At 65.2% G+C, this 18870-nt stretch carries 18 protein-coding genes; all 18 read right to left on the bottom strand.

The window, feature by feature from the left end; genetic code table 11:
- Positions 1-3 precede the first annotated feature (3 nt).
- The 18 genes from hisA to DD542_RS05775 all read right to left on the bottom strand — a co-directional run bounded on the left by hisA (position 4) and on the right by DD542_RS05775 (position 18776).
- Positions 4-744: a 1-(5-phosphoribosyl)-5-[(5-phosphoribosylamino)methylideneamino]imidazole-4-carboxamide isomerase gene (gene hisA, locus DD542_RS05860; RefSeq protein ID WP_127804438.1), complete on the bottom strand. Its 741-nt coding sequence runs from the start codon at positions 742-744 to the stop codon at positions 4-6.
- 23 nt (positions 745-767) lie between these two features.
- Positions 768-1430, bottom strand: coding sequence for an imidazole glycerol phosphate synthase subunit HisH (hisH, locus tag DD542_RS05855; protein WP_066152857.1), 663 nt, complete (start codon positions 1428-1430; stop codon positions 768-770).
- Between the two features lie 22 nt (positions 1431-1452).
- On the bottom strand, positions 1453-2067 hold the full coding sequence (hisB, locus tag DD542_RS05850; RefSeq protein WP_066152854.1) for an imidazoleglycerol-phosphate dehydratase HisB: 615 nt from the start codon (positions 2065-2067) through the stop codon (positions 1453-1455).
- Entirely contained in the window at positions 2064-3155 is a 1092-nt protein-coding gene (hisC, locus tag DD542_RS05845) for a histidinol-phosphate transaminase (RefSeq protein ID WP_127804436.1), read from the bottom strand. The genes hisB and hisC overlap by 4 nt, the downstream gene beginning before the upstream one ends.
- A 5-nt stretch (positions 3156-3160) precedes the next feature.
- The gene (gene hisD / locus DD542_RS05840; protein ID WP_127804434.1) at positions 3161-4552 is read right to left on the bottom strand and encodes a histidinol dehydrogenase; all 1392 of its coding nucleotides are present in this window, start codon (positions 4550-4552) and stop codon (positions 3161-3163) included.
- Complete coding sequence (gene hisG / locus DD542_RS05835; protein ID WP_066152846.1) at positions 4549-5202, bottom strand: ATP phosphoribosyltransferase; 654 nt, start codon at positions 5200-5202, stop codon at positions 4549-4551. The genes hisD and hisG overlap by 4 nt, the downstream gene beginning before the upstream one ends.
- Entirely contained in the window at positions 5199-6467 is a 1269-nt protein-coding gene (gene murA / locus DD542_RS05830) for a UDP-N-acetylglucosamine 1-carboxyvinyltransferase (protein WP_127804432.1), read from the bottom strand. Before murA ends, hisG begins: the two co-directional genes overlap by 4 nt.
- Before the next feature lie 13 nt (positions 6468-6480).
- Positions 6481-6720, bottom strand: coding sequence for a BolA family protein (locus tag DD542_RS05825; RefSeq protein WP_066152840.1), 240 nt, complete (start codon positions 6718-6720; stop codon positions 6481-6483).
- Between the two features lie 12 nt (positions 6721-6732).
- Complete coding sequence (locus DD542_RS05820; protein ID WP_066152837.1) at positions 6733-7488, bottom strand: ABC transporter permease; 756 nt, start codon at positions 7486-7488, stop codon at positions 6733-6735.
- Complete coding sequence (locus DD542_RS05815) at positions 7485-8414, bottom strand: ABC transporter ATP-binding protein (protein ID WP_127804430.1); 930 nt, start codon at positions 8412-8414, stop codon at positions 7485-7487. The genes DD542_RS05820 and DD542_RS05815 overlap by 4 nt, the downstream gene beginning before the upstream one ends.
- Positions 8415-8515: 101 nt before the next feature.
- On the bottom strand, positions 8516-8803 hold the full coding sequence (locus DD542_RS05810) for an STAS domain-containing protein (protein ID WP_241559692.1): 288 nt from the start codon (positions 8801-8803) through the stop codon (positions 8516-8518).
- 6 nt (positions 8804-8809) lie between these two features.
- A complete protein-coding gene (locus tag DD542_RS05805) occupies positions 8810-9433 on the bottom strand; it encodes an ABC transporter substrate-binding protein (RefSeq protein ID WP_066152828.1) in 624 nt (207 codons plus the stop codon).
- Between the two features lie 134 nt (positions 9434-9567).
- Positions 9568-10296 (bottom strand): VacJ family lipoprotein, encoded by a 729-nt coding sequence (locus DD542_RS05800; protein ID WP_066152825.1) that lies wholly within the window; start codon positions 10294-10296, stop codon positions 9568-9570.
- Between the two features lie 31 nt (positions 10297-10327).
- The gene (gene mlaD / locus DD542_RS05795) at positions 10328-10807 is read right to left on the bottom strand and encodes an outer membrane lipid asymmetry maintenance protein MlaD (protein ID WP_066152822.1); all 480 of its coding nucleotides are present in this window, start codon (positions 10805-10807) and stop codon (positions 10328-10330) included.
- 13 nt (positions 10808-10820) lie between these two features.
- Positions 10821-11600, bottom strand: a complete 780-nt coding sequence (gene mlaE / locus DD542_RS05790; RefSeq protein ID WP_127804428.1) for a lipid asymmetry maintenance ABC transporter permease subunit MlaE — start codon at positions 11598-11600, stop codon at positions 10821-10823.
- Entirely contained in the window at positions 11597-12412 is an 816-nt protein-coding gene (locus DD542_RS05785) for an ATP-binding cassette domain-containing protein (RefSeq protein ID WP_127804426.1), read from the bottom strand. Before DD542_RS05785 ends, mlaE begins: the two co-directional genes overlap by 4 nt.
- Positions 12413-12488: 76 nt before the next feature.
- On the bottom strand, positions 12489-13970 hold the full coding sequence (locus DD542_RS05780; RefSeq protein WP_127804424.1) for a glutamate synthase subunit beta: 1482 nt from the start codon (positions 13968-13970) through the stop codon (positions 12489-12491).
- Between the two features lie 30 nt (positions 13971-14000).
- A complete protein-coding gene (locus tag DD542_RS05775; protein WP_066152808.1) occupies positions 14001-18776 on the bottom strand; it encodes a glutamate synthase-related protein in 4776 nt (1591 codons plus the stop codon).
- Positions 18777-18870 lie beyond the last annotated feature (94 nt).

The following is an 18870-nucleotide window of genomic DNA, read 5'->3' as shown; positions in this document are numbered from 1 at the left end:
TCTTCATCCGTTCAACTCGTCGGCCAGCGCCTGCGCCGCCTCGAAGTCCAGGTCACCGCTGTAGATCGAGCGGCCACAGATCACACCTTCGACGCCCTCATCCTCCACCGCGCAGAGCTTGCGGATGTCTTCCAGGTTAGACAGGCCGCCCGAGGCGATCACCGGAATCGACAGCGACTGCGCCAGCTTGACCGTCGCCTCAATGTTGATGCCGCTGAGCATGCCGTCGCGGCCGATGTCGGTGTAGATGATGGATTCGACGCCGTAGTCCTCGAACTTCTTCCCCAGGTCCACCACTTCGTGACCGGTGAGCTTGCTCCAGCCATCCGTGGCCACCTTGCCGTCCTTGGCGTCGAGGCCGACGATGATGTGGCCACCAAACGCGGTGCAGGCGTCCTGCAGAAAGCCGGGGTTCTTGACCGCAGCGGTACCGATGATCACGTAGCGCAGGCCGGCGTCCAGGTAGCGCTCGATGGTGTCCAGGTCGCGGATGCCACCACCAAGCTGCACATCGACTTCAGAGCCGACCTCCTTGAGCACGGCGCGGATGGCCTGTTCGTTCTTGGGCTTGCCCGCAAAGGCGCCATTGAGATCGACCAGGTGGATGCGGCGCGCACCCTTGTCGACCCAGCTGCGGGCCATGGCCGCCGGGTCTTCGCCGAACACCGTGGTCTGGTCCATGTCCCCCTGCTTGAGGCGAACGCACTGGCCGTCTTTCATGTCAATGGCGGGAATCAGCAGCATGATGGTGGATGAAGTGAGGGCACTCAGGGTTTCCAGGACAGGAAGTTCCGGTACAGCGCCAGGCCCTGGTCGGCGCTTTTTTCCGGATGAAACTGGGTTGCAAAAATGTTATCGCGCGCGATCGCCGACGCAAAGCGGCCGCCAAAGTCGGTCTCACCCACCACATGCGCCGGATCGGCAGGACGCGCGAAGTAGCTGTGCACAAAGTAGAAATAGGCGCCATCGGCGATGCCGGACCACATCGGGTGCTCTGGCCGGCCAGCCAGGCGGTGGAACACCTGGTTCCAGCCCATCTGGGGCACCTTGAACCGGCTGCCGTCTTCCTGCAGCCGGTTCTGCAACTGGAACCGGACGACCTCGCCGGGCATGAGGCCCAGCCCATCGGTCGGTCCCTCCTCGCTGCGCTCCAGAAGCATCTGCATGCCCACGCAGACACCAAACAGCGGCTTGTGAGCCGCAGCGTGCAACACGGCCTCTTTCAGACCCGAAGAGGCGAGTTCGTTCATGCAATCGGCCATGTGACCCTGCCCGGGCAGCACCACACGGTCGGCATCGAACACGGCCTGCGCATCGGAGGTGACGATCACGTCCACCCCCGAACCGATGGCGGCGTGCATCACCGCCTGCGAGACGGAACGCAGGTTGCCGCTGCCGTAGTCCACCACGGCGACTGTCTTGGATTTCATCAGGACCCTGAAGAGGAAAGACTCAGAGCGAACCTTTGGTCGAGGGGATCACATCGCCCAGGCGTTCGTCACGCTCCAGCGCCATGCGCAGCGCACGGGCGAAGGCCTTGAACACGGTCTCGGCCTGGTGATGGGCATTTTCGCCGTGCAGGTTGTCGATGTGCAGCGTCACACCGGCATGGTTGACAAAGCCCTGGAAGAACTCGAAGGCCAGTTGGGTGTCGAACGCGCCGACCATGCCGGCCTTGAAGGGCACACGCATATGCAGGCCGGGACGGCCGGAGAAGTCGATCACGACGCGCGAGAGCGCCTCGTCCAGCGGCACGTAGGCGTGGCCGTAGCGGCGGATGCCTTTCTTGTCGCCCACGGCCTTGGCAAAGGCCTGGCCCAGAGTGATGCCCACGTCTTCCACTGTGTGGTGGCCATCGATGTGCAGGTCGCCCTTGGCCTCGATCTCCAGGTCGATCAGCCCGTGGCGGGCGATCTGGTCGAGCATGTGGTCGAAAAAGCCGATGCCGGTGGACAGCTGGGCCTTGCCCGAGCCGTCGAGGTTGATACGCACGCGGATCTGCGTCTCGGACGTGTTGCGCTGGACGTCGGCCACGCGGGGGCTGGCGGCAAAAGAAGGGGTGGTCATAGGCTGGCTTGCAGGGCAGCGATCATCTGCGTGTTCTCGTCGGGGGTGCCGACCGTCAGGCGCAGGCAGTTGCCGAGCAATGAGTGCATTTTAGAAACATTCTTGACCAGCACGCCGCGCGCCTTCAGGCCTTCGAAGGCCTTCTGCGCATCGGGGACCCTCACCAGCACCATGTTGGCCTGGCTCGGGAAGGGCTGCACGCCCGGCATGGCCGCCAGCGCGGCGATCAGGCGCTCGCGCTCGGCGCGGATGGTGGCCGCCTGTTGCGCGAACACGTCGGCATGTTCCAGCGCGAACAGCGCGCATTCGGCATTGAGCACGCTCACGTTGTAGGGTGGGCGCAGCTTGTCGATCTCATGCACCAGCGCCTGCGGGCCGAGCATGTACCCGAGCCGCACGCCCGCCAGGCCGAACTTGGACAGGGTGCGCATGAGCAGCACATTGGCGTTGGCCGCCGGGTGGGCGCGTATCTCGTCCAGCCAGTTGCGGCTTGAAAACGGCTGGTAGGCCTCGTCCATCACCACCAGGCCGCCGAAACTGCCGGCCTCGGCGATCAGGCGCCGGATCACGCCCGCATCCCACAGGTTGGCGGTGGGGTTGTTCGGGTAGGCGATGTAGGTGATGGTGGGCTGGTGCTGGCGCAGCGCGGCCAGCATGGCGTCTTCGTCGAGCTCGAAATCGGCCGTGAGCTGGACGCCGTGGTAGGCCAGACCCTGCAGCTGGGCGCTCATGGCGTACATCACGAAGCCCGGCAGCGGCGCGAGGATGGAGGCACCGGGCACGTCGCAGCCCATGGCCAGCAGCGAGATCAACTCGTCCGAGCCGTTGCCCAGCATCAGGGCGCAGCCCTCAGGCAGATTCACGTAGCGCGCCAGCGCCTGCTTCAAGTCCTCGATGCGCGCGCCAGGGTAGCGGTTGACGGCCACGGCCCCCAGGCGCTCGCCCAGGGCGGCCTGCAGTTCGGGCGGCAGCGCAAACGGGTTTTCCATCGCATCCAGCTTGACCATGCCGGTCGAGTCCTGGATGGCATAGGCGTGCATGGACTGGATGTCCTGCCGGATGTTCTGCAACGGGTTCGGGGTGGTCATCGCGTTCACTTCGTGCCCCGCATCGGTGGCACGGTGGACAGGCGCAGCTCGGCGGCGCGGGCGTGGGCTTGCAGGCCTTCGCCGTAGGCCAGCTCGGCGGCGATGGCACCCAGCGGCTGGGCTCCGGCCTGGCTGACCTCGATCAGGCTGCTGCGCTTCTGGAAGTCGTACACGCCGAGCGGCGACGAGAAGCGGGCCGTGCCGCTGGTGGGCAGCACGTGGTTGGGGCCGGCGCAGTAGTCGCCCAGGCTTTCACTGGTGTAGGCGCCAAGGAAGATGGCCCCCGCGTGCTTGAGCAGCGGCTCCCAGCGGTGCGGGTCGCTGCTGCTCACTTCAAGGTGCTCGGGTGCGATGCGGTTGCTGATGGCGCAGGCCTCCTCCATGTCGCGCGTGAGGATCAGCGCGCCGCGGTCGTTCAGGCTCTTGGCGATGATGGCCGCGCGCGGCATGGTGGGCAACAGGCGGTCGATCTCGCGCTGCACCGCGTCGAGGTAGGCGGCGTCGGGGCACAGCAGGATGCTCTGGGCCAGTTCGTCGTGCTCGGCCTGGCTGAACAGGTCCATCGCCACCCACTCGGCCGGCGTGCTGCCGTCGGCGAGCACCAGGATTTCGCTTGGGCCGGCGATCATGTCGATGCCCACGGCGCCGAACACGCGGCGTTTGGCGCTGGCCACGTAGGCGTTGCCGGGGCCGGTGATCTTGTCGACCTTGGGCACGGTGGCGGTGCCATAGGCCAGCGCGGCCACCGCCTGGGCGCCGCCAATGGTGAAGGCGCGCGTGACGCCGGCCACATAGGCGGCGGCCAGCACCAGCTCGTTGCGCTCGCCACGCGCGGCGGTGGCCGCGCCCGTGCCGCCGGTGGCGACACTGCCGCGCACCGGGGTTGGCACCACCATGATGATTTCGCCCACGCCGGCCACGTGCGCCGGCACCGCGTTCATGATCAGGCTCGACGGGTAGGCCGCCTTGCCGCCGGGCACATAGATGCCCACCCGGTCCAGCGGCGTGACCTTCTGGCCCAGCAGCGTGCCGTCCTCGTCGTGGTAGGTCCAGCTCTCGCCGGAGGCCTTTTTCTGCGCCTCGTGGTAGCTGCGCACGCGACGCGCCGCGCTCTGCAGCGCCTCGCGCTGGGTGGCTGGCAAGCCGTCGAACGCGGCCTTGAAGTCGGCCTGCGTCAGCTCCAGCTCGGCCATCGAGGCGGCCTGCAGGCCGTCGAAGCGCGCCGTGTATTCCAGCACCGCGGCATCACCGCGCTGCTTCACGTCCCCCAGGATGTCCGCCACGCGCTGCTCGATCGCATGGTCCGTGTCCGCCGACCAGTGCAGCCGGGCTGCAAACTGCGCCTCGAAATCGGACGCGGTGGTGTTCAGGCGGGCGGGCTGGGCGGACAGACTCATGATGGAACGGACTGTTTGGAAATGGCTTGTGAGAAAGCGTCAAGGATGGGGCGGATGGCGGCCTGCTTGAGCTTGAGCGCGGCCTGGTTGACCACCAGGCGCGAACTGATGTCCATGATCTGCTCGACCTCGACCAGGTTGTTGGCCTTGAGCGTCTTGCCGGTGGACACCAGGTCGACGATCGCGTCGGCCATGCCGGTCAGCGGCGCCAGTTCCATGCTGCCGTAGAGCTTGATCAGGTCCACGTGCACACCCTTGCTGGCGAAGAACTCGCGCGCGATGGTGGTGTACTTGGTCGCGACCTTCAGGCGCGAGCCCTGGCGCACGGCCGAGGCGTAGTCAAAATCGGCCGGAACCGCCACGCTCATGCGGCACTTGGCGATCTGCAGGTCCAGCGGCTGGTACAGGCCCTGGCCGCCGTGCTCGATCAGGGTGTCCTTGCCCGTCACGCCGAGGTCGGCGCCACCGTATTCCACATAGGTCGGCACGTCGGACGCGCGCACCAGCACCACCCGCACGTCCGGCTGGTTCGTCGGCAGGATCAGCTTGCGGGAGGTTTCCGGGTCTTCCAGCACCTCGATGCCCGCGGCCGCGAGCAGCGGCAGGGTTTCGTCGAAGATGCGGCCTTTGGACAGCGCCAGGGTGATCATTTGATTCTTTCGATATCGGCACCGATGCCACGCAGCTTGGCTTCCATCTGGTCGTAGCCCCGGTCCAGGTGGTAGATGCGGTCGACGATGGTTTCGCCCTCGGCCACCAGGCCGGCGATCACCAGGCTGGCCGAAGCCCGCAGGTCGGTGGCCATGACGGTGGCGCCCTGCAGGCGGTCGATGCCCTCGATCACGGCCACCTTGCCGTCGGTCTGGATCTTGGCGCCCAGACGGACCAGTTCGTTGACGTGCATGAAGCGGTTTTCGAAGATGGTCTCAGTGACCTTGCTGGTGCCGGTTGCGATGCAGTTGAGCGCCATGAATTGCGCCTGCATGTCGGTCGGAAAGCCGGGGTACTCGGTGGTGCGGAAGCTCTGTGCCTTCAGACGTCCCGAGGCGCGCACACGGATGAAGCCCTGACCGACCTCAATTTCAGCGCCCGCGTCGCGCAGCTTGTCGATGACCGCGTCGAGATGGTCGGCACGGCCGTGGCGCAGCACCACATCGCCCCCGGTGGCGGCCACCGCGCACAGGAAGGTGCCGGCCTCGATGCGGTCGGCCACCACCTGGTGGGTGCAGCCGTGCAACCGGTCCACGCCCTGGATGTGGATGCGGCTGGTGCCATGGCCTTCGATCTTCGCGCCCATGGCGATCAGCATTTCGGCCAGATCGGGAATCTCGGGTTCCTGCGCCGCGTTCTCCAGCACCGTTTCACCCTCGGCCAGCGCGGCGGCCATCAGGAAGTTCTCGGTGCCGGTGACGGTCACCATGTCGGTGGCGATGCGTGCGCCCTTGAGGCGGCTGCGACCCTGCGGCAGCTGGGCCACCATGTATCCGTGTTCGACCACGATCTCGGCACCCATGGCCTGCAGGCCCTTGATGTGCTGATCCACCGGGCGCGAGCCGATGGCGCAGCCACCCGGCAGCGACACCTTGGCGCGGCCGAACCGAGCCAGCAGTGGGCCCAGCACCAGCACCGAGGCGCGCATGGTTTTCACCAGCTCATAAGGCGCTTCCGGGTTGAGGCTGTCGGGCGCCACGAAACTCATGCCACCGCGCTCGCCATGCGTTTCGGTCTGCACACCCATGTTGTCGAGCAGCAGGCGCATGGTGGCCACGTCGCGCAGACGCGGCACATTGTTCAGGTACACCGGATCAGCGGTGAGCAAGGAGGCACAGATCTCGGGCAGCGCCGCGTTCTTGGCGCCCGAAATGGTGACCTCGCCGTTGAGGGGACGTCCACCGGTGATTCGCAGTTTGTCCATGGTGTCGGGGCGCTCAGTTCTGGGCCGCCCATTCGGCGGGGGTGAAGGTCTTCAAGGACAGGGCGTGCACCTCGTCCGTCTTGATGCGTTCGCCCAATGTGGCATAGACGCGCTGGTGGCGCGCGATCGGCCGCTTGCCCTCGAACTCGGGCGAGACGATCACGGCTGCCCAGTGGCGGCCATCACCGGTGACTTCGATGTGCTCGCAGGACAGGCCGGCGGCGATGAGTTGTTGCAGCTGTTCAGCAGTCATGGAAGGAATCGCTCAGTGACGGATTTTGTAGCCGGTGCGCAGCAGGTGCAGGGCCAGGGCACTGACGGCCACCAGCGCGCCGCCCACCAGACCCAGACTCATCCAGGGCGACACATCGCTCACCCCGAAGAAGCCATAGCGGAAGCCGTCGATCATGTAGAAGAACGGATTGAGATGGCTCACCGTCTGCCAGAAGTCGGGCAGGGAATGGATGGAATAGAACACGCCCGAGAGAAAGGTCATGGGCATGATGATGAAGTTCTGGAACGCAGCCATCTGGTCGAATTTCTCGGCCCAGAGCCCTGCGATCAGGCCCAGGGCCCCCAGCAAGGCAGCGCCCATGAAGCCGAACACCAGGATCCACAGCGGCGCCACCAGACTGGGCTGGGCATACCACCAGGTCACCGCCATCACACCCGCGCCCACCGCGAGGCCACGCACCACCGATGAGCCGACATAGGCAAAGAACCAGGCGCGGTGGGACAACGGTGTGAGCAGCAAAAACACCAGGTTGCCCATGATCTTGCTCTGGATGAGCGAAGAACTGCTGTTGGCAAACGCGTTCTGCAGCACGCTCATCATCACCAGGCCGGGCAGCAGGAAGGCGGTGTAGTTCACCTCGCCGTAGACCTTGGCGCTGCCTTCGAGCACATGCCCGAAGATCATCATGTACAGGATGGCCGTGATGACCGGCGCCGCCACGGTCTGGAAGCCGACCTTCCAGAAGCGCAGCACCTCCTTGTAGAACAGGGTCTGCCAGCCGTTCATGGGGTGGCCTCCTGTACCTGACCGGAGGCTCGCTCCATCACCTCGATGAACACATCCTCAAGGTCGGCCTTGCGGATTTCCACGTCATCGGCGACCACGCCGGCCTCCCGAGCGCGCGCCAGCCACTGCTCGACCTCGATCGCGTTGTGCGCCGGCAGCTGCACCACCCGACCCGTGACGCGCGCCTGCGCCGCCAGCTCCGGCGGCAGCGCCTGGTCGGTCTTGAACCGCAGCACGTTGGACGAGGCCTGGCGCAGCAGATCGGACGTCTTCTCCAGCGCCACCACCCGGCCCAGCTGCAGCATGGCGATGCGGCCGCACAGGGCCTCCGCCTCTTCCAGATAGTGGGTCGTCAGCAGCACCGTGCTGCCCTGCTTGTTGAGCTGGCTTATGAACTGCCAGAGGGTCTGGCGCAGTTCCACGTCCACACCCGCCGTGGGCTCGTCGAGCACGATCACTGGCGGTTTGTGCACCAGGGCCTGCGCCACAAGCACCCGGCGCTTCATGCCACCCGAGAGCTGGCGCATGTTGGCGCCCGCCTTGTCGGTCAGCCCCAGCCCTTGCAGCAGTTCGTCGATCCAGTCGTCGTTGTGGTGGATGCCGAAGTAGCCGGACTGGAAGCGGAGCGCCTCACGAACGTTGAAGAACGGGTCGAACACCAGCTCCTGGGGCACCACACCGAGCGCCCGCCGCGCGGCCGCGTAGTCGGACTGGACATCGTGCCCCTGCACCAGCACACGACCACCGCTGGCCCGCACCAGTCCGGCCAGCACGCTGATCAGTGTGGTCTTGCCGGCGCCATTGGGACCCAGCAGGCCAAAAAACTCGCCGGGCTGGATGTCAAAGGACACGCCTTTGAGCGCCTGCAGCTCGCCACGGGCCGAAGCGTAGGTCTTGGAAACGTTCTGAAAGGAAACTGCGGGCATTGCGGAAGCGGGCCAGGTCACCGGACGCTGGCAGGACATCTGCTGACCGCGGGTGAGCCGTCGATTTTATGTCGCGGCGCGCAATGTCGCTGGCGAGCGGCTCAAGCGGGCAGCAGCTCGGCCACGCCGTAGAGTGTGACCAGCGCCTGCAGGCGCTGCGGCATGCGGGCCACCTGCAAGGTCTTGCCCTGGGTCAGCAGCGCGTTGCGCAGCTCCAGCAACACCGCCACCGCCGAGGTGTCGAACACCTTCAGCGGGTCGGCGTTCAGCACCACGGTCGGGCCTGCCTGGCGGACCAGCGAGTCCCGGAGCCTTTCCAGCGTCTGGGCGGCACCGGACAGGGTCAGCTGTTCCGGCATGGGGATGGCGGCGGTTTCAGACACGCTCATCTGCCCTCAGCTGGTCTTACCGGCTGCGCTCTTGTTGCGCTGGACCAGGTTGGCAATCAGCCCGTCGATGCCCTTGGTGTTGATCTCCTGGGCAAACTGGGACTTGTAGGTTTCCACCAGCCAGACGCCCAGCACGTTCAGGTCGTAGATCTTCCAGCCGCTGTCCGCCTTTTCGAGGCGGTAATCGAGCTGGATCGGCTCGCCCTTGCCACGCACTTCGCTGCGCACCACAACCTCGGTGTCTTCCGGCTTCGAGCGCATTGGCTTGAAGCTCAGGGTCTGGTCGCGGACTTCGCCGAGGGCACCGGCATAGGTCCGGACCAGCAGGGTCTTGAACTCGTCCTGGAGCTGTTTCTGCTGCTCGGGCGTCGCCTGGCGCCAGGCGCGGCCGACGGCCATGGACGTCATGCGGGAGAAGTTGACGTTCGGCATGATCTTGGCGTCCACCAGTGCAACGATGCGGCTGATGTCCCCCTTCTGGATCGCCGGATCGGCTTTCACAGAGGCGAGCACATCGCTGGAAATGCGCTTGACGAGCGCATCCGGTGCTTCCACCTCTGCCATGGCCAGCGGGCTTGCGAAAACAGCGGCGGCGGTGATGAGGCTGAATATCCAGTGGCGGCGTTGCATGTGCGATGTCCTTTCAGAAGCGGTGTGAGTCCCGGCTCGGCGCCGGATCTTCGGTCCGCATGGGACAGGGACTGTACGGCACCGGTTCCGGGTGAATGTGTCGGAACTGTAATTCAGAGGTATCGGTTTGTGGGTCAGTCGGACCCGTCCTTGAGCCCGATGCCCTTGTCTTTCAGGTCTTCAATCTGGCTTTCCCGGCGCTGCAGATAGAGGTCGCGGGTGAAGCTGTATTTGTCCAGTGCAGCGCCCTCGAGCAGGGTCGTGGCGCGCAGCAGGTTGGCCCTGGTTTCCACCGCTCGCAACACATACAGGGAGTTGCGGGTCGGGATGTCGGAGATGCCTTGCACCAGATCGCCACTGGACTCGATGCTGAAGCCCGCCGCGTCGCGAACGGTGGAGGGACCGAAGATCGGCAGCACGAGGTAAGGCCCCGAGGGCACGCCCCATCGGCCCAGCGTCTGACCGAAGTCCAGGCGAGTGCGCTCGATCCCCATTTCAGAGGCCACATCGAAGAGCCCGGCAACGCCAAAGAAGGTGTTGACGTTGAAGCGGAGGAAGTTCTCGGCGGCCTCACGGGGCCGCAGCTGCAGCGAGGCGTTGATGAACGACCAAACGTCGCGCAGATTCTCAAAGAAGTTGTTGACACCTGTGCGGACCGGGTCGGGCGTGACGTCGCGGTACACGGTGGCGACGGGTTTGAGCACCGCCCCATCCACCGCATCATTGAACGCTGTCACCTGCCGGTTCAGGGGCTCCAGCGGGTCGCGTGGGCTTGCGTTCGGACCGCTGGCACAACCCGTCAGCACGCCGACGAGCAGCAGCGATGCCAGCCAGCGCAAGAGACGACGGCCATCGAATCTCATGTCAATCTCCTGGGCACGCACCATGGCGCACTCACTGCGGTTTTTGTTCACCGCCATCGGCGGCCTTGTTGAACAGGAACTGGCCGATCAGGTTTTCCAGCACCACCGCAGACTGGGTTTGCGTGATCACGTCACCCGCTTGCAGATTCTTCTCGTCTCCGCCGGGTTCGATGCCGATGTACTGGTCACCCAGCAGCCCCGAAGTCAGGATCTTGGCCGACGAATCCTTGGGAAAAGCCACCCCCTTGTTGACTTCCATGGTCACCACCCCGAGGTAGGTCTGGGGATCCAGTGTCACGCTGGTCACCCGCCCGACATGGACGCCCGCCGAGCGCACCGGCGCGCGCGCCTTCAGCCCGCCGATGTTGTCGAAGCGCGCCTGCAGCGTGTAGGTGTCGCCACCGTTGGTGAAGCTGGCCAGGTTGGCCGCCTTGAGTGCGAGGAACAGCAGCGACAGAGCGCCGAGCACGACAAACAGACCAACAAAAATTTCAATGCTTTTCTTGTTCATAGGTTCTCCCGAATCAGGGGGTCGAGAACATCAGGGCGGTCAGGATGAAGTCCATCGCCAACACGCCCAGCGAGGCGGTGACCACCGTTCTTGTGGTGGCATAGGCCACACCCTCCGGGGTGGCTTCAGTTTCATAACCCTGGTAGAGCGCCACGGCGGTGCAGATGACGCCGAACACCGCGCTCTTGACGACGCCGTTGCCGACATCGCGCCAGACGTCGACGCCGTTTTGCTGGATCGACCAGAAATTGCCGGCATCGATGCCGATCAGCAGCACCGCCACCACGTAGGCGCCCAGAATACCGACGGTGGAAAACAGGGCGGCGAGCAAGGGCATGGACAGGATGCCGCCCAGGAAGCGCGGTGCCAGCACGCGCGCTTTGGGGTCGATGGCCATCAGCTCCATCGCGGCGATCTGCTCGCCGGCCTTCATCAGGCCGATCTCGGCCGTCAGCGAAGTGCCGGCCCGCCCGGCAAACAGCAGCGCAGTGACCACCGGGCCGAGTTCTCGGACGAGCGCCAGGTTGACGATCAGGCCAAGCGACTCGGCGGCGCCGTAGGTCGTGAGCGCGTAGTACATCTGCAGCGCCAGCACGAAGCCGACCGACAGGCCCGAGGCCAGGATGATCACCAGCGACCGGTTGCCGATCGCGTGGATCTGCCGGACCACCAGACCGAAACGCCGCAGCGAGGCCGGCACGGCCCGCAGCAGGTCGAGGAAGAACAAGGCGCCATGGCCCCAGCGCCCCAGCAGGCCCAGGACCCACTGCCCAATGATCTGCAACAGGTTCATGCGGCCGCCCTCGGACCAAAGTCTTCGGCCACGGACCGGGCCGGATAGTGGAACTTGACCGGCCCGTCGGGTTCACCACGCACGAACTGGCGAACCTCGGGATCGGTGCTGGACATGAGCTCGGCCGGAGTTCCCTGAGCGACCACACGACCACCGGTTGCCAGCAACACCACGTGGTCGCTGATCGCCATGCACTGCGGGATGTCGTGCGAGATCAGCAGCGAGGTGGCACCGGTCACGTCGGTCAGGGTGCGGATGAGTTTGGCCGCGACGCCCATCGACACCAGATCGAGGCCCGCGAACGGCTCGTCGTACATGATGAGTTCGGGGTCCAGTGCGATGGCCCGCGCCAGCGCGACCCGGCGCGCCATGCCGCCGGAGACTTCGCTGATCTTGAGATGTGCCGCCCCCCGCAGGCCCACCGCATTGAGCTTCATCAGCACGATGTGGCGGATGAGTTCCTCGGGCAGATCGGTCATCTCCCGCAGGGGGAAGGCGACGTTGTCGAACACGTTCAGGTCGGTGAACAGCGCCCCGAACTGGAACAGCATGCCCAGGCGGCGGCGCAGCCGGAACAGTTGCGCCTTGTCGGCAGTGTTCACCTGCTCGCCGTCAAAGACCACGCGCCCGCTGTCGGGAGCGTGCACGCCGCCGATCAGGCGCAGCAGGGTGGTTTTTCCACAACCGGACCCCCCCAGCACAGCCGTGATCTTGCCGCGGGCGAACTTGAGGGAGATGTCGTTGAGGATGATCCTTCGGCTGTCGTAGCCGAAGGTGACATGGTCGATGTCGATAAATGGGGTATCGCTCATGAGGCCAAATGTGTGACCGGGCATTGTCGCATGCGCTTAACAAACGCCCGGCCGGCCATCAGGCAATCCCCCATGCTCATCGAGGCAGGTCGGAATGCCCCATCAGGAACTCGTCCACCGAGCGCGCCGCTTGCCGTCCCTCTCTGATGGCCCACACCACCAGCGACTGGCCGCGGCGCATGTCACCGGCCGCAAACACCTTGGGCACGTTGGTGATGTAACCACCGGTAAAGTCCGTCGATGCTTTGGCATTGCCGCGTGCGTCCTTGTCCACGCCGAAGGCGTCCAGCACGGTGGCGACCGGGTTCACGAAGCCCATGGCCAGCAGCACCAGGTCGGCCTTGTACTCCTTCTCGGTACCCGCGACTTCGACCAGCTTGCCGTCCTTGAACTCCACGTGTACGGTCTTCAGGCCGGTCAGCTTGCCGTTCTTTCCAACGAATTCCTTGGTGGAGATGGCGAACTCGCGCTTGAGGATGCCCTTCTCGGCGCTCTCGTCGTGGCTGGAGCTGGTGCGCAGCTTCAGTGGCCAGTACGGCCACACCAGGGGCTTGTTCTCCTGCTCGGGCGGCTGGGGCATGACCTCGAACTGGGTCACGCTCACGGCGCCATGGCGGGTGCTGGTGCCCACGCAGTCGCTGCCGGTGTCGCCACCGCCGATCACGATGACGTGCTTGCCGTCGGCGCGCAGCTGGTTCTTGAGCTTGTCGCCGGCGTTGACCTTGTTCTGCTGCGGCAGGAACTCCATGGCGAAGTGCACGCCGTCCAGGTCGCGGCCCGGCACCGGCAGGTCGCGGCTCTGCTCGGAACCGCCGGTCAGCAGCACGGCGTCGAACTGCGCCTTGAGGTCTTCGGCGCTGATCACCGTCTTGGCATCGTTGGTGACCTTGAGGTTTTCGGGCACGGTGCCGATCAGCGTGCTGGTCTTGAACACCACGCCTTCGGCTTCCATCTGCGCGACGCGGCGGTCGATGTGCGACTTCTCCATCTTGAAGTCGGGGATGCCGTAGCGCAGCAGGCCGCCGATGCGGCTGTTCTTCTCGAACACCGTCACATCGTGGCCGGCGCGGGCCAGCTGCTGGGCTGCGGCCAGGCCGGCGGGGCCAGAACCGACCACGGCGACCTTCTTGCCGGTCTTGTGCCTGGCCGGTTGCGGTTTCACCCAGCCGTTTTCCCAGGCCTTGTCGATGATCGCGTGTTCGATGGACTTGATGCCCACGGCGTCGCCGTTCACGTTGATGGTGCAGGCCGCCTCGCAAGGCGCGGGGCAGATTCGACCGGTGAACTCGGGGAAGTTGTTGGTGCTGTGCAGCACGGTGATGGCGTTCTGCCAGTCGCCCGAATACACGAGGTCGTTGAAGTCCGGAATGATGTTGTTGACCGGGCAGCCGCTGTTGCAGAACGGCGTGCCGCAGTCCATGCAGCGCGCGCCCTGGATCTTGGCCTGGCTGTCGTCCAGCGCAACCACGAATTCCTTGTAGTGCTTCAGGCGTTCGGCAACGGGCTTGTAGCCCTCTTCCAGACGCTCATATTCCATGAAGCCGGTGACTTTTCCCATGATGTTGGTCCTGCGTGGGGTGGTTGCTTCTTACTTGGCGGGGGCCGTTTGCTTCTTGGCACTGCCCTGGGCCTTGCCAGTGGCGGCCACGGCCGCCTTCTTGGCGTTGATCTCGGCCAGGGCGCGCTTGTATTCGGTCGGGAAGACCTTCACGAACTTGGCGCGGGCTTCGGCCCAGTTGTCCAGCAGCTCGCGGGCACGCTTGCTGCCGGTCCAGCGGTTGTGATCCTGCAGCAGCTTCTTGAGCTGGGCTTCGTCGGTCTGGTCGCGGTGCCAGATCGCCTTGTCCGTAGTGGCTTCCTGTTCGGTGGCGGACAGCACCTTCTCCAGCGCGACCTGGGCGGTGTTGCAGCGCTGGGCGAACAGGCCGTCCTCGTCGTAGACGTAGGCGATGCCGCCGCTCATGCCGGCCGCGAAGTTGCGGCCTGTCTTGCCCAGCACCACCACGGTCCCGCCGGTCATGTACTCGCAACCGTGGTCGCCCGTGCCTTCGACTACCGCCGTGGCGCCCGAGAGGCGCACGGCGAAGCGCTCGCCTGCCACGCCGCTGAAGAAGGCTTCACCGGAGGTGGCGCCGTACATCACCGTGTTGCCGACGATGATGTTGCGGGTGGACTCGCCTCGGAAGTCGATGCTCGGACGCACCACCACACGGCCGCCCGACAGGCCCTTGCCGGTGTAGTCGTTGGCGTCGCCGATCAGGTACAGCGTGATGCCGTTGGTCAGGAACGCGCCGAAGGACTGACCGCCCGTGCCTTCGAGCTGGATGCGGATGGTGTCGTCCGGCAGACCCTCGGGGTGCACCTTGGTGACCGCACCCGAGAGCATGGCGCCCACGGAGCGGTTCACGTTGCGCGCCACCTCGATGAACTGGACCTTCTCGCCCTTCTCGATGGCGGCCTTGCTCTTGGCGATCAGCACGTTGTCGAGCGATTTTTCAAGACCATGGTCCTGCTTCTCGACATGCAGGCGCGGCACATCGGCCGGCACCGCCGGCGTGGCCAGCAGACGGCTGAAGTCCAGGCCGCGGGCCTTCCAGTGCTCGATGCCCTTCTTCATGTCCAGCAGATCGGCGCGGCCGATCAGCTCGTCGAACTTGCGGATGCCCAGCTGCGCCATGATCTGGCGCGCCTCTTCGGCGATGAAGAAGAAGTAGTTGACGACGTGCTCGGGCTTGCCCGAGAACTTCTTGCGCAGCTCCGGGTCCTGCGTGGCCACGCCCACCGGGCAGGTGTTCAGGTGGCACTTGCGCATCATGATGCAGCCCTCGACCACCAGCGGCGCGGTGGCGAAGCCGAACTCGTCGGCGCCCAGCAGCGCGCCGATGACCACGTCGCGGCCGGTCTTCATCTGCCCGTCGGCCTGCACGCGAATGCGGCTGCGCAGGCGGTTGAGCACCAGGGTCTGCTGGGTTTCGGCCAGGCCGATTTCCCAGGGCGAACCGGCGTGCTTGATCGACGACCAGGGCGAGGCGCCCGTGCCACCGTCGTGACCGGCGATCACCACGTGGTCGGCCTTGCACTTGGCCACGCCGGCAGCGATGGTGCCCACACCCACTTCGGACACCAGCTTGACGCTGATGTCGCTGTGCGGCGCCACGTTCTTCAGGTCGTGGATCAGCTGGGCCAGGTCTTCGATCGAGTAGATGTCGTGGTGCGGCGGGGGCGAGATCAGGCCAACACCCGGCACGCTGTGGCGCAGTTTGCCGATGTATTCCGACACCTTGCCGCCGGGCAGCTGGCCACCCTCGCCCGGCTTGGCACCCTGGGCCATCTTGATCTGGATCTGGTCAGCGCTTGCCAGGTACTCGGCCGTGACACCGAAGCGGCCCGAGGCGACCTGCTTGATCTTGGAACGCAGCGAGTCGCCGGCTTCGAGCGGGTAGTCCACCTCGAAGATGTTGCCCAGCAGGTCGGACATGGTCTGACCCTGCTTGATCGGGATGCCCTTGAGCTCGTTGCGGTAGCGCAGCGCGTCCTCGCCGCCTTCGCCGGTGTTGCTCTTGCCACCGATGCGGTTCATGGCCACGGCCAGCGTGGCGTGTGCTTCGGTGGAAATGGAACCCAGCGACATGGCGCCGGTGGCAAAGCGCTTGACGATCTCCTTGGCCGGCTCCACCTCGTCGATGGAGATGGCCTTGGACGGGTCGATCTTGAACTCGAACAGGCCGCGCAGCGTCATGTGGCGCCGGCTCTGGTCGTTGATGATCTGGGCGTATTCCTTGTACGTGTTCCAGTTGTTGGCGCGCGTGCTGTGCTGCAGCTTGGCAATCGCGTCGGGCGTCCACATGTGCTCTTCGCCACGGGCGCGCCAGGCGTACTCACCGCCGGTTTCCAGCATGCTGGCCAGCACCGGGTCGTCACCATACGCCGCCTTGTGCATGCGGATGGCTTCTTCGGCGATCTCGAACACGCCGATGCCTTCCACGCGGCTGGCGGTGCCGGTGAAGTACTTGGACACGGTCTCGCTGTTCAGGCCGATGGCTTCGAACAGCTGGGCGCCGCAGTAGGACATGTAGGTCGACACGCCCATCTTGGACATGATCTTGGACAGACCCTTGCCGATCGCCTTGATGTAGTTGTAGATCGCCTTCTCGGCGCTCAGCTCGCCCGGCAGGTCTGCGGCGATCGCCTGCAGGGTTTCCATGGCCAGGTAGGGGTGCACGGCTTCGGCGCCATAGCCCGCCAGCACGGCGAAGTGGTGCACTTCGCGCGCGGTGCCGGTTTCGACCACCAGACCGGCGGTCGTGCGCAGGCCTTCGCGCACCAGGTGCTGGTGCACGGCCGACAGCGCCAGCAGCGCCGGCACGGCCACCTGGGTGCGGCTCACGCCACGGTCGCTGATGATCAGGATGTTCTTGCCACCCTTGATCGCGTCCACGGCTTCGGCACACAGCGAGGCCAGCTTGGCTTCCACGCCTTCCTTGCCCCAGCTGACCGGGTAGGTGATGTCCAGCGTGGCGCTCTTGAACTTGCCCTGCGTCACCGACTCGATGTTGCGCAGCTTGGCCATGTCGGCAGCGTCCAGCACCGGCTGGCTCACCTCCAGCCGCATCGGCGGGTTGACCTGGTTGATGTCCAGCAGGTTGGGCTTGGGACCGACGAAGGACACCAGCGACATCACGATCGCTTCGCGGATCGGGTCGATGGGCGGGTTCGTCACCTGGGCGAACAGCTGCTTGAAGTAGTTGTACAGCGGCTTGTTCTTGCCAGAGAGCACGGCCAGCGGGCTGTCGTTGCCCATGGAGCCAATGCCCTCTTCGCCGTTGGCGGCCATGGGGCTGAGCAGGAACTTGATGTCTTCCTGCGTGAAGCCAAACGCCTGCTGCTGGTCCAGCAGCTCGGGCGACACGCGCTCAGCGCCCGTGGACTGGGGCTCGGTTTTGGTGATCGGCAGTTCGACGGCGTCTTCGCCGGCCACCGGATGCTCCACATCGTCCAGGCGGATGCGCAGGTTCTCGATCCACTGCTTGTAGGGCTTGCTGTTGGCGAGGTTGGCCTTCAGCTCCTCGTCGTCGATCATGCGGCCCTGCTCCAGGTCGATCAGGAACATCTTGCCGGGCTGCAGGCGCCACTTGCGCACGATCTTGTTTTCCGGGATCGGCAGCACGCCCGACTCGGACCCCATGATCACCAGATCGTCGTCGGTGATGCAGTAACGCGAGGGGCGCAGGCCGTTGCGGTCCAGCGTGGCGCCGATCTGGCGGCCGTCTGTGAACACGATGGAGGCCGGGCCATCCCAGGGCTCCAGCATGGCGGCGTGGTACTCGTAGAACGCGCGGCGGCGCGGGTCCATCATGGTGTGCTGTTCCCAGGGCTCGGGAATCATCATCATCACGGCCTGGCTGATGGGGTAGCCAGCCATGGTCAGCAGTTCGAGGCAGTTGTCGAACGTGGCGGTGTCGGACTGGCTGGCGAAGCTGATCGGGTAGAGCTTCTGCAGGTCGGCGCCCAGCACGGGCGAGGACATCACGCCTTCGCGCGCCTTCATCCAGTTGTAGTTGCCCTTGACGGTGTTGATCTCGCCGTTGTGCGCCACATAGCGGTAGGGGTGCGACAGCGGCCACTCGGGGAAGGTGTTGGTAGAGAAGCGCTGGTGCACAAGACCCAGGGCGGAAACGCAGCGCGGGTCCTGCAGGTCCAGGAAGTAGGTGCCCACCTGGTCGGCCAGCAGCAGGCCCTTGTAGACCACGGTGCGGCTGCTCATGCTGGGCACGTAATACTCTTTGCTGTGCTTGAGCTTGAGCGCCTGGATGTGGGCGCTGGCGGTCTTGCGGATCACGTACAGCTTGCGCTCCAGCGCGTCCTGCACGATCACGTCGTTGCCGCGGCCGATGAAGACCTGCCGCATGATCGGCTCTTTCTCGCGCACCGTCGGGGACATGGGCATGTCCTTGTTGACGGGCACATCGCGCCAACCCAGCAGCACCTGGCCTTCGGCCTTGATGGCGCGCTCCATTTCCTGCTCGCAAGCCAGGCGGCTGGCGTGCTCCTTGGGCAGGAAGATCATGCCGACGCCGTATTCGCCGGCGGGCGGCAGGGTCACACCCTGCTTGGCCATTTCTTCGCGGTACAGCGCATCGGGCAGCTGGATCAGGATGCCAGCGCCGTCGCCCATCAGCTTGTCGGCACCAACGGCGCCGCGGTGGTCGATGTTCTCCAGGATCTTGAGCGCCTGGGTCACGATGTCGTGGCGCTTTTCGCCCTTGATGTGGGCCACGAAACCGACGCCGCAGGCATCGTGCTCGTTGGCCGGGTCGTACAGACCCTGTTGCTGGAACTGCTGTTGTTCGGCTGCCGTGGTCATGGCGCTTCCTTTTCTGGACAAGGGCTTGGCAAAAATGCGCGGGACGCGAAGCTTAATGCACTGCAACATCGGTGCCAAGGAAAATAATTAGGGT

This window comes from Hydrogenophaga sp. NH-16, from assembly GCF_004006415.1.
GTDB lineage: Bacteria > Pseudomonadota > Gammaproteobacteria > Burkholderiales > Burkholderiaceae_C > Hydrogenophaga > Hydrogenophaga pseudoflava.
The sequence above is the reverse complement of the archived record's forward strand: the minus strand, read 5'-3'. Positions and strand labels throughout refer to the sequence as shown.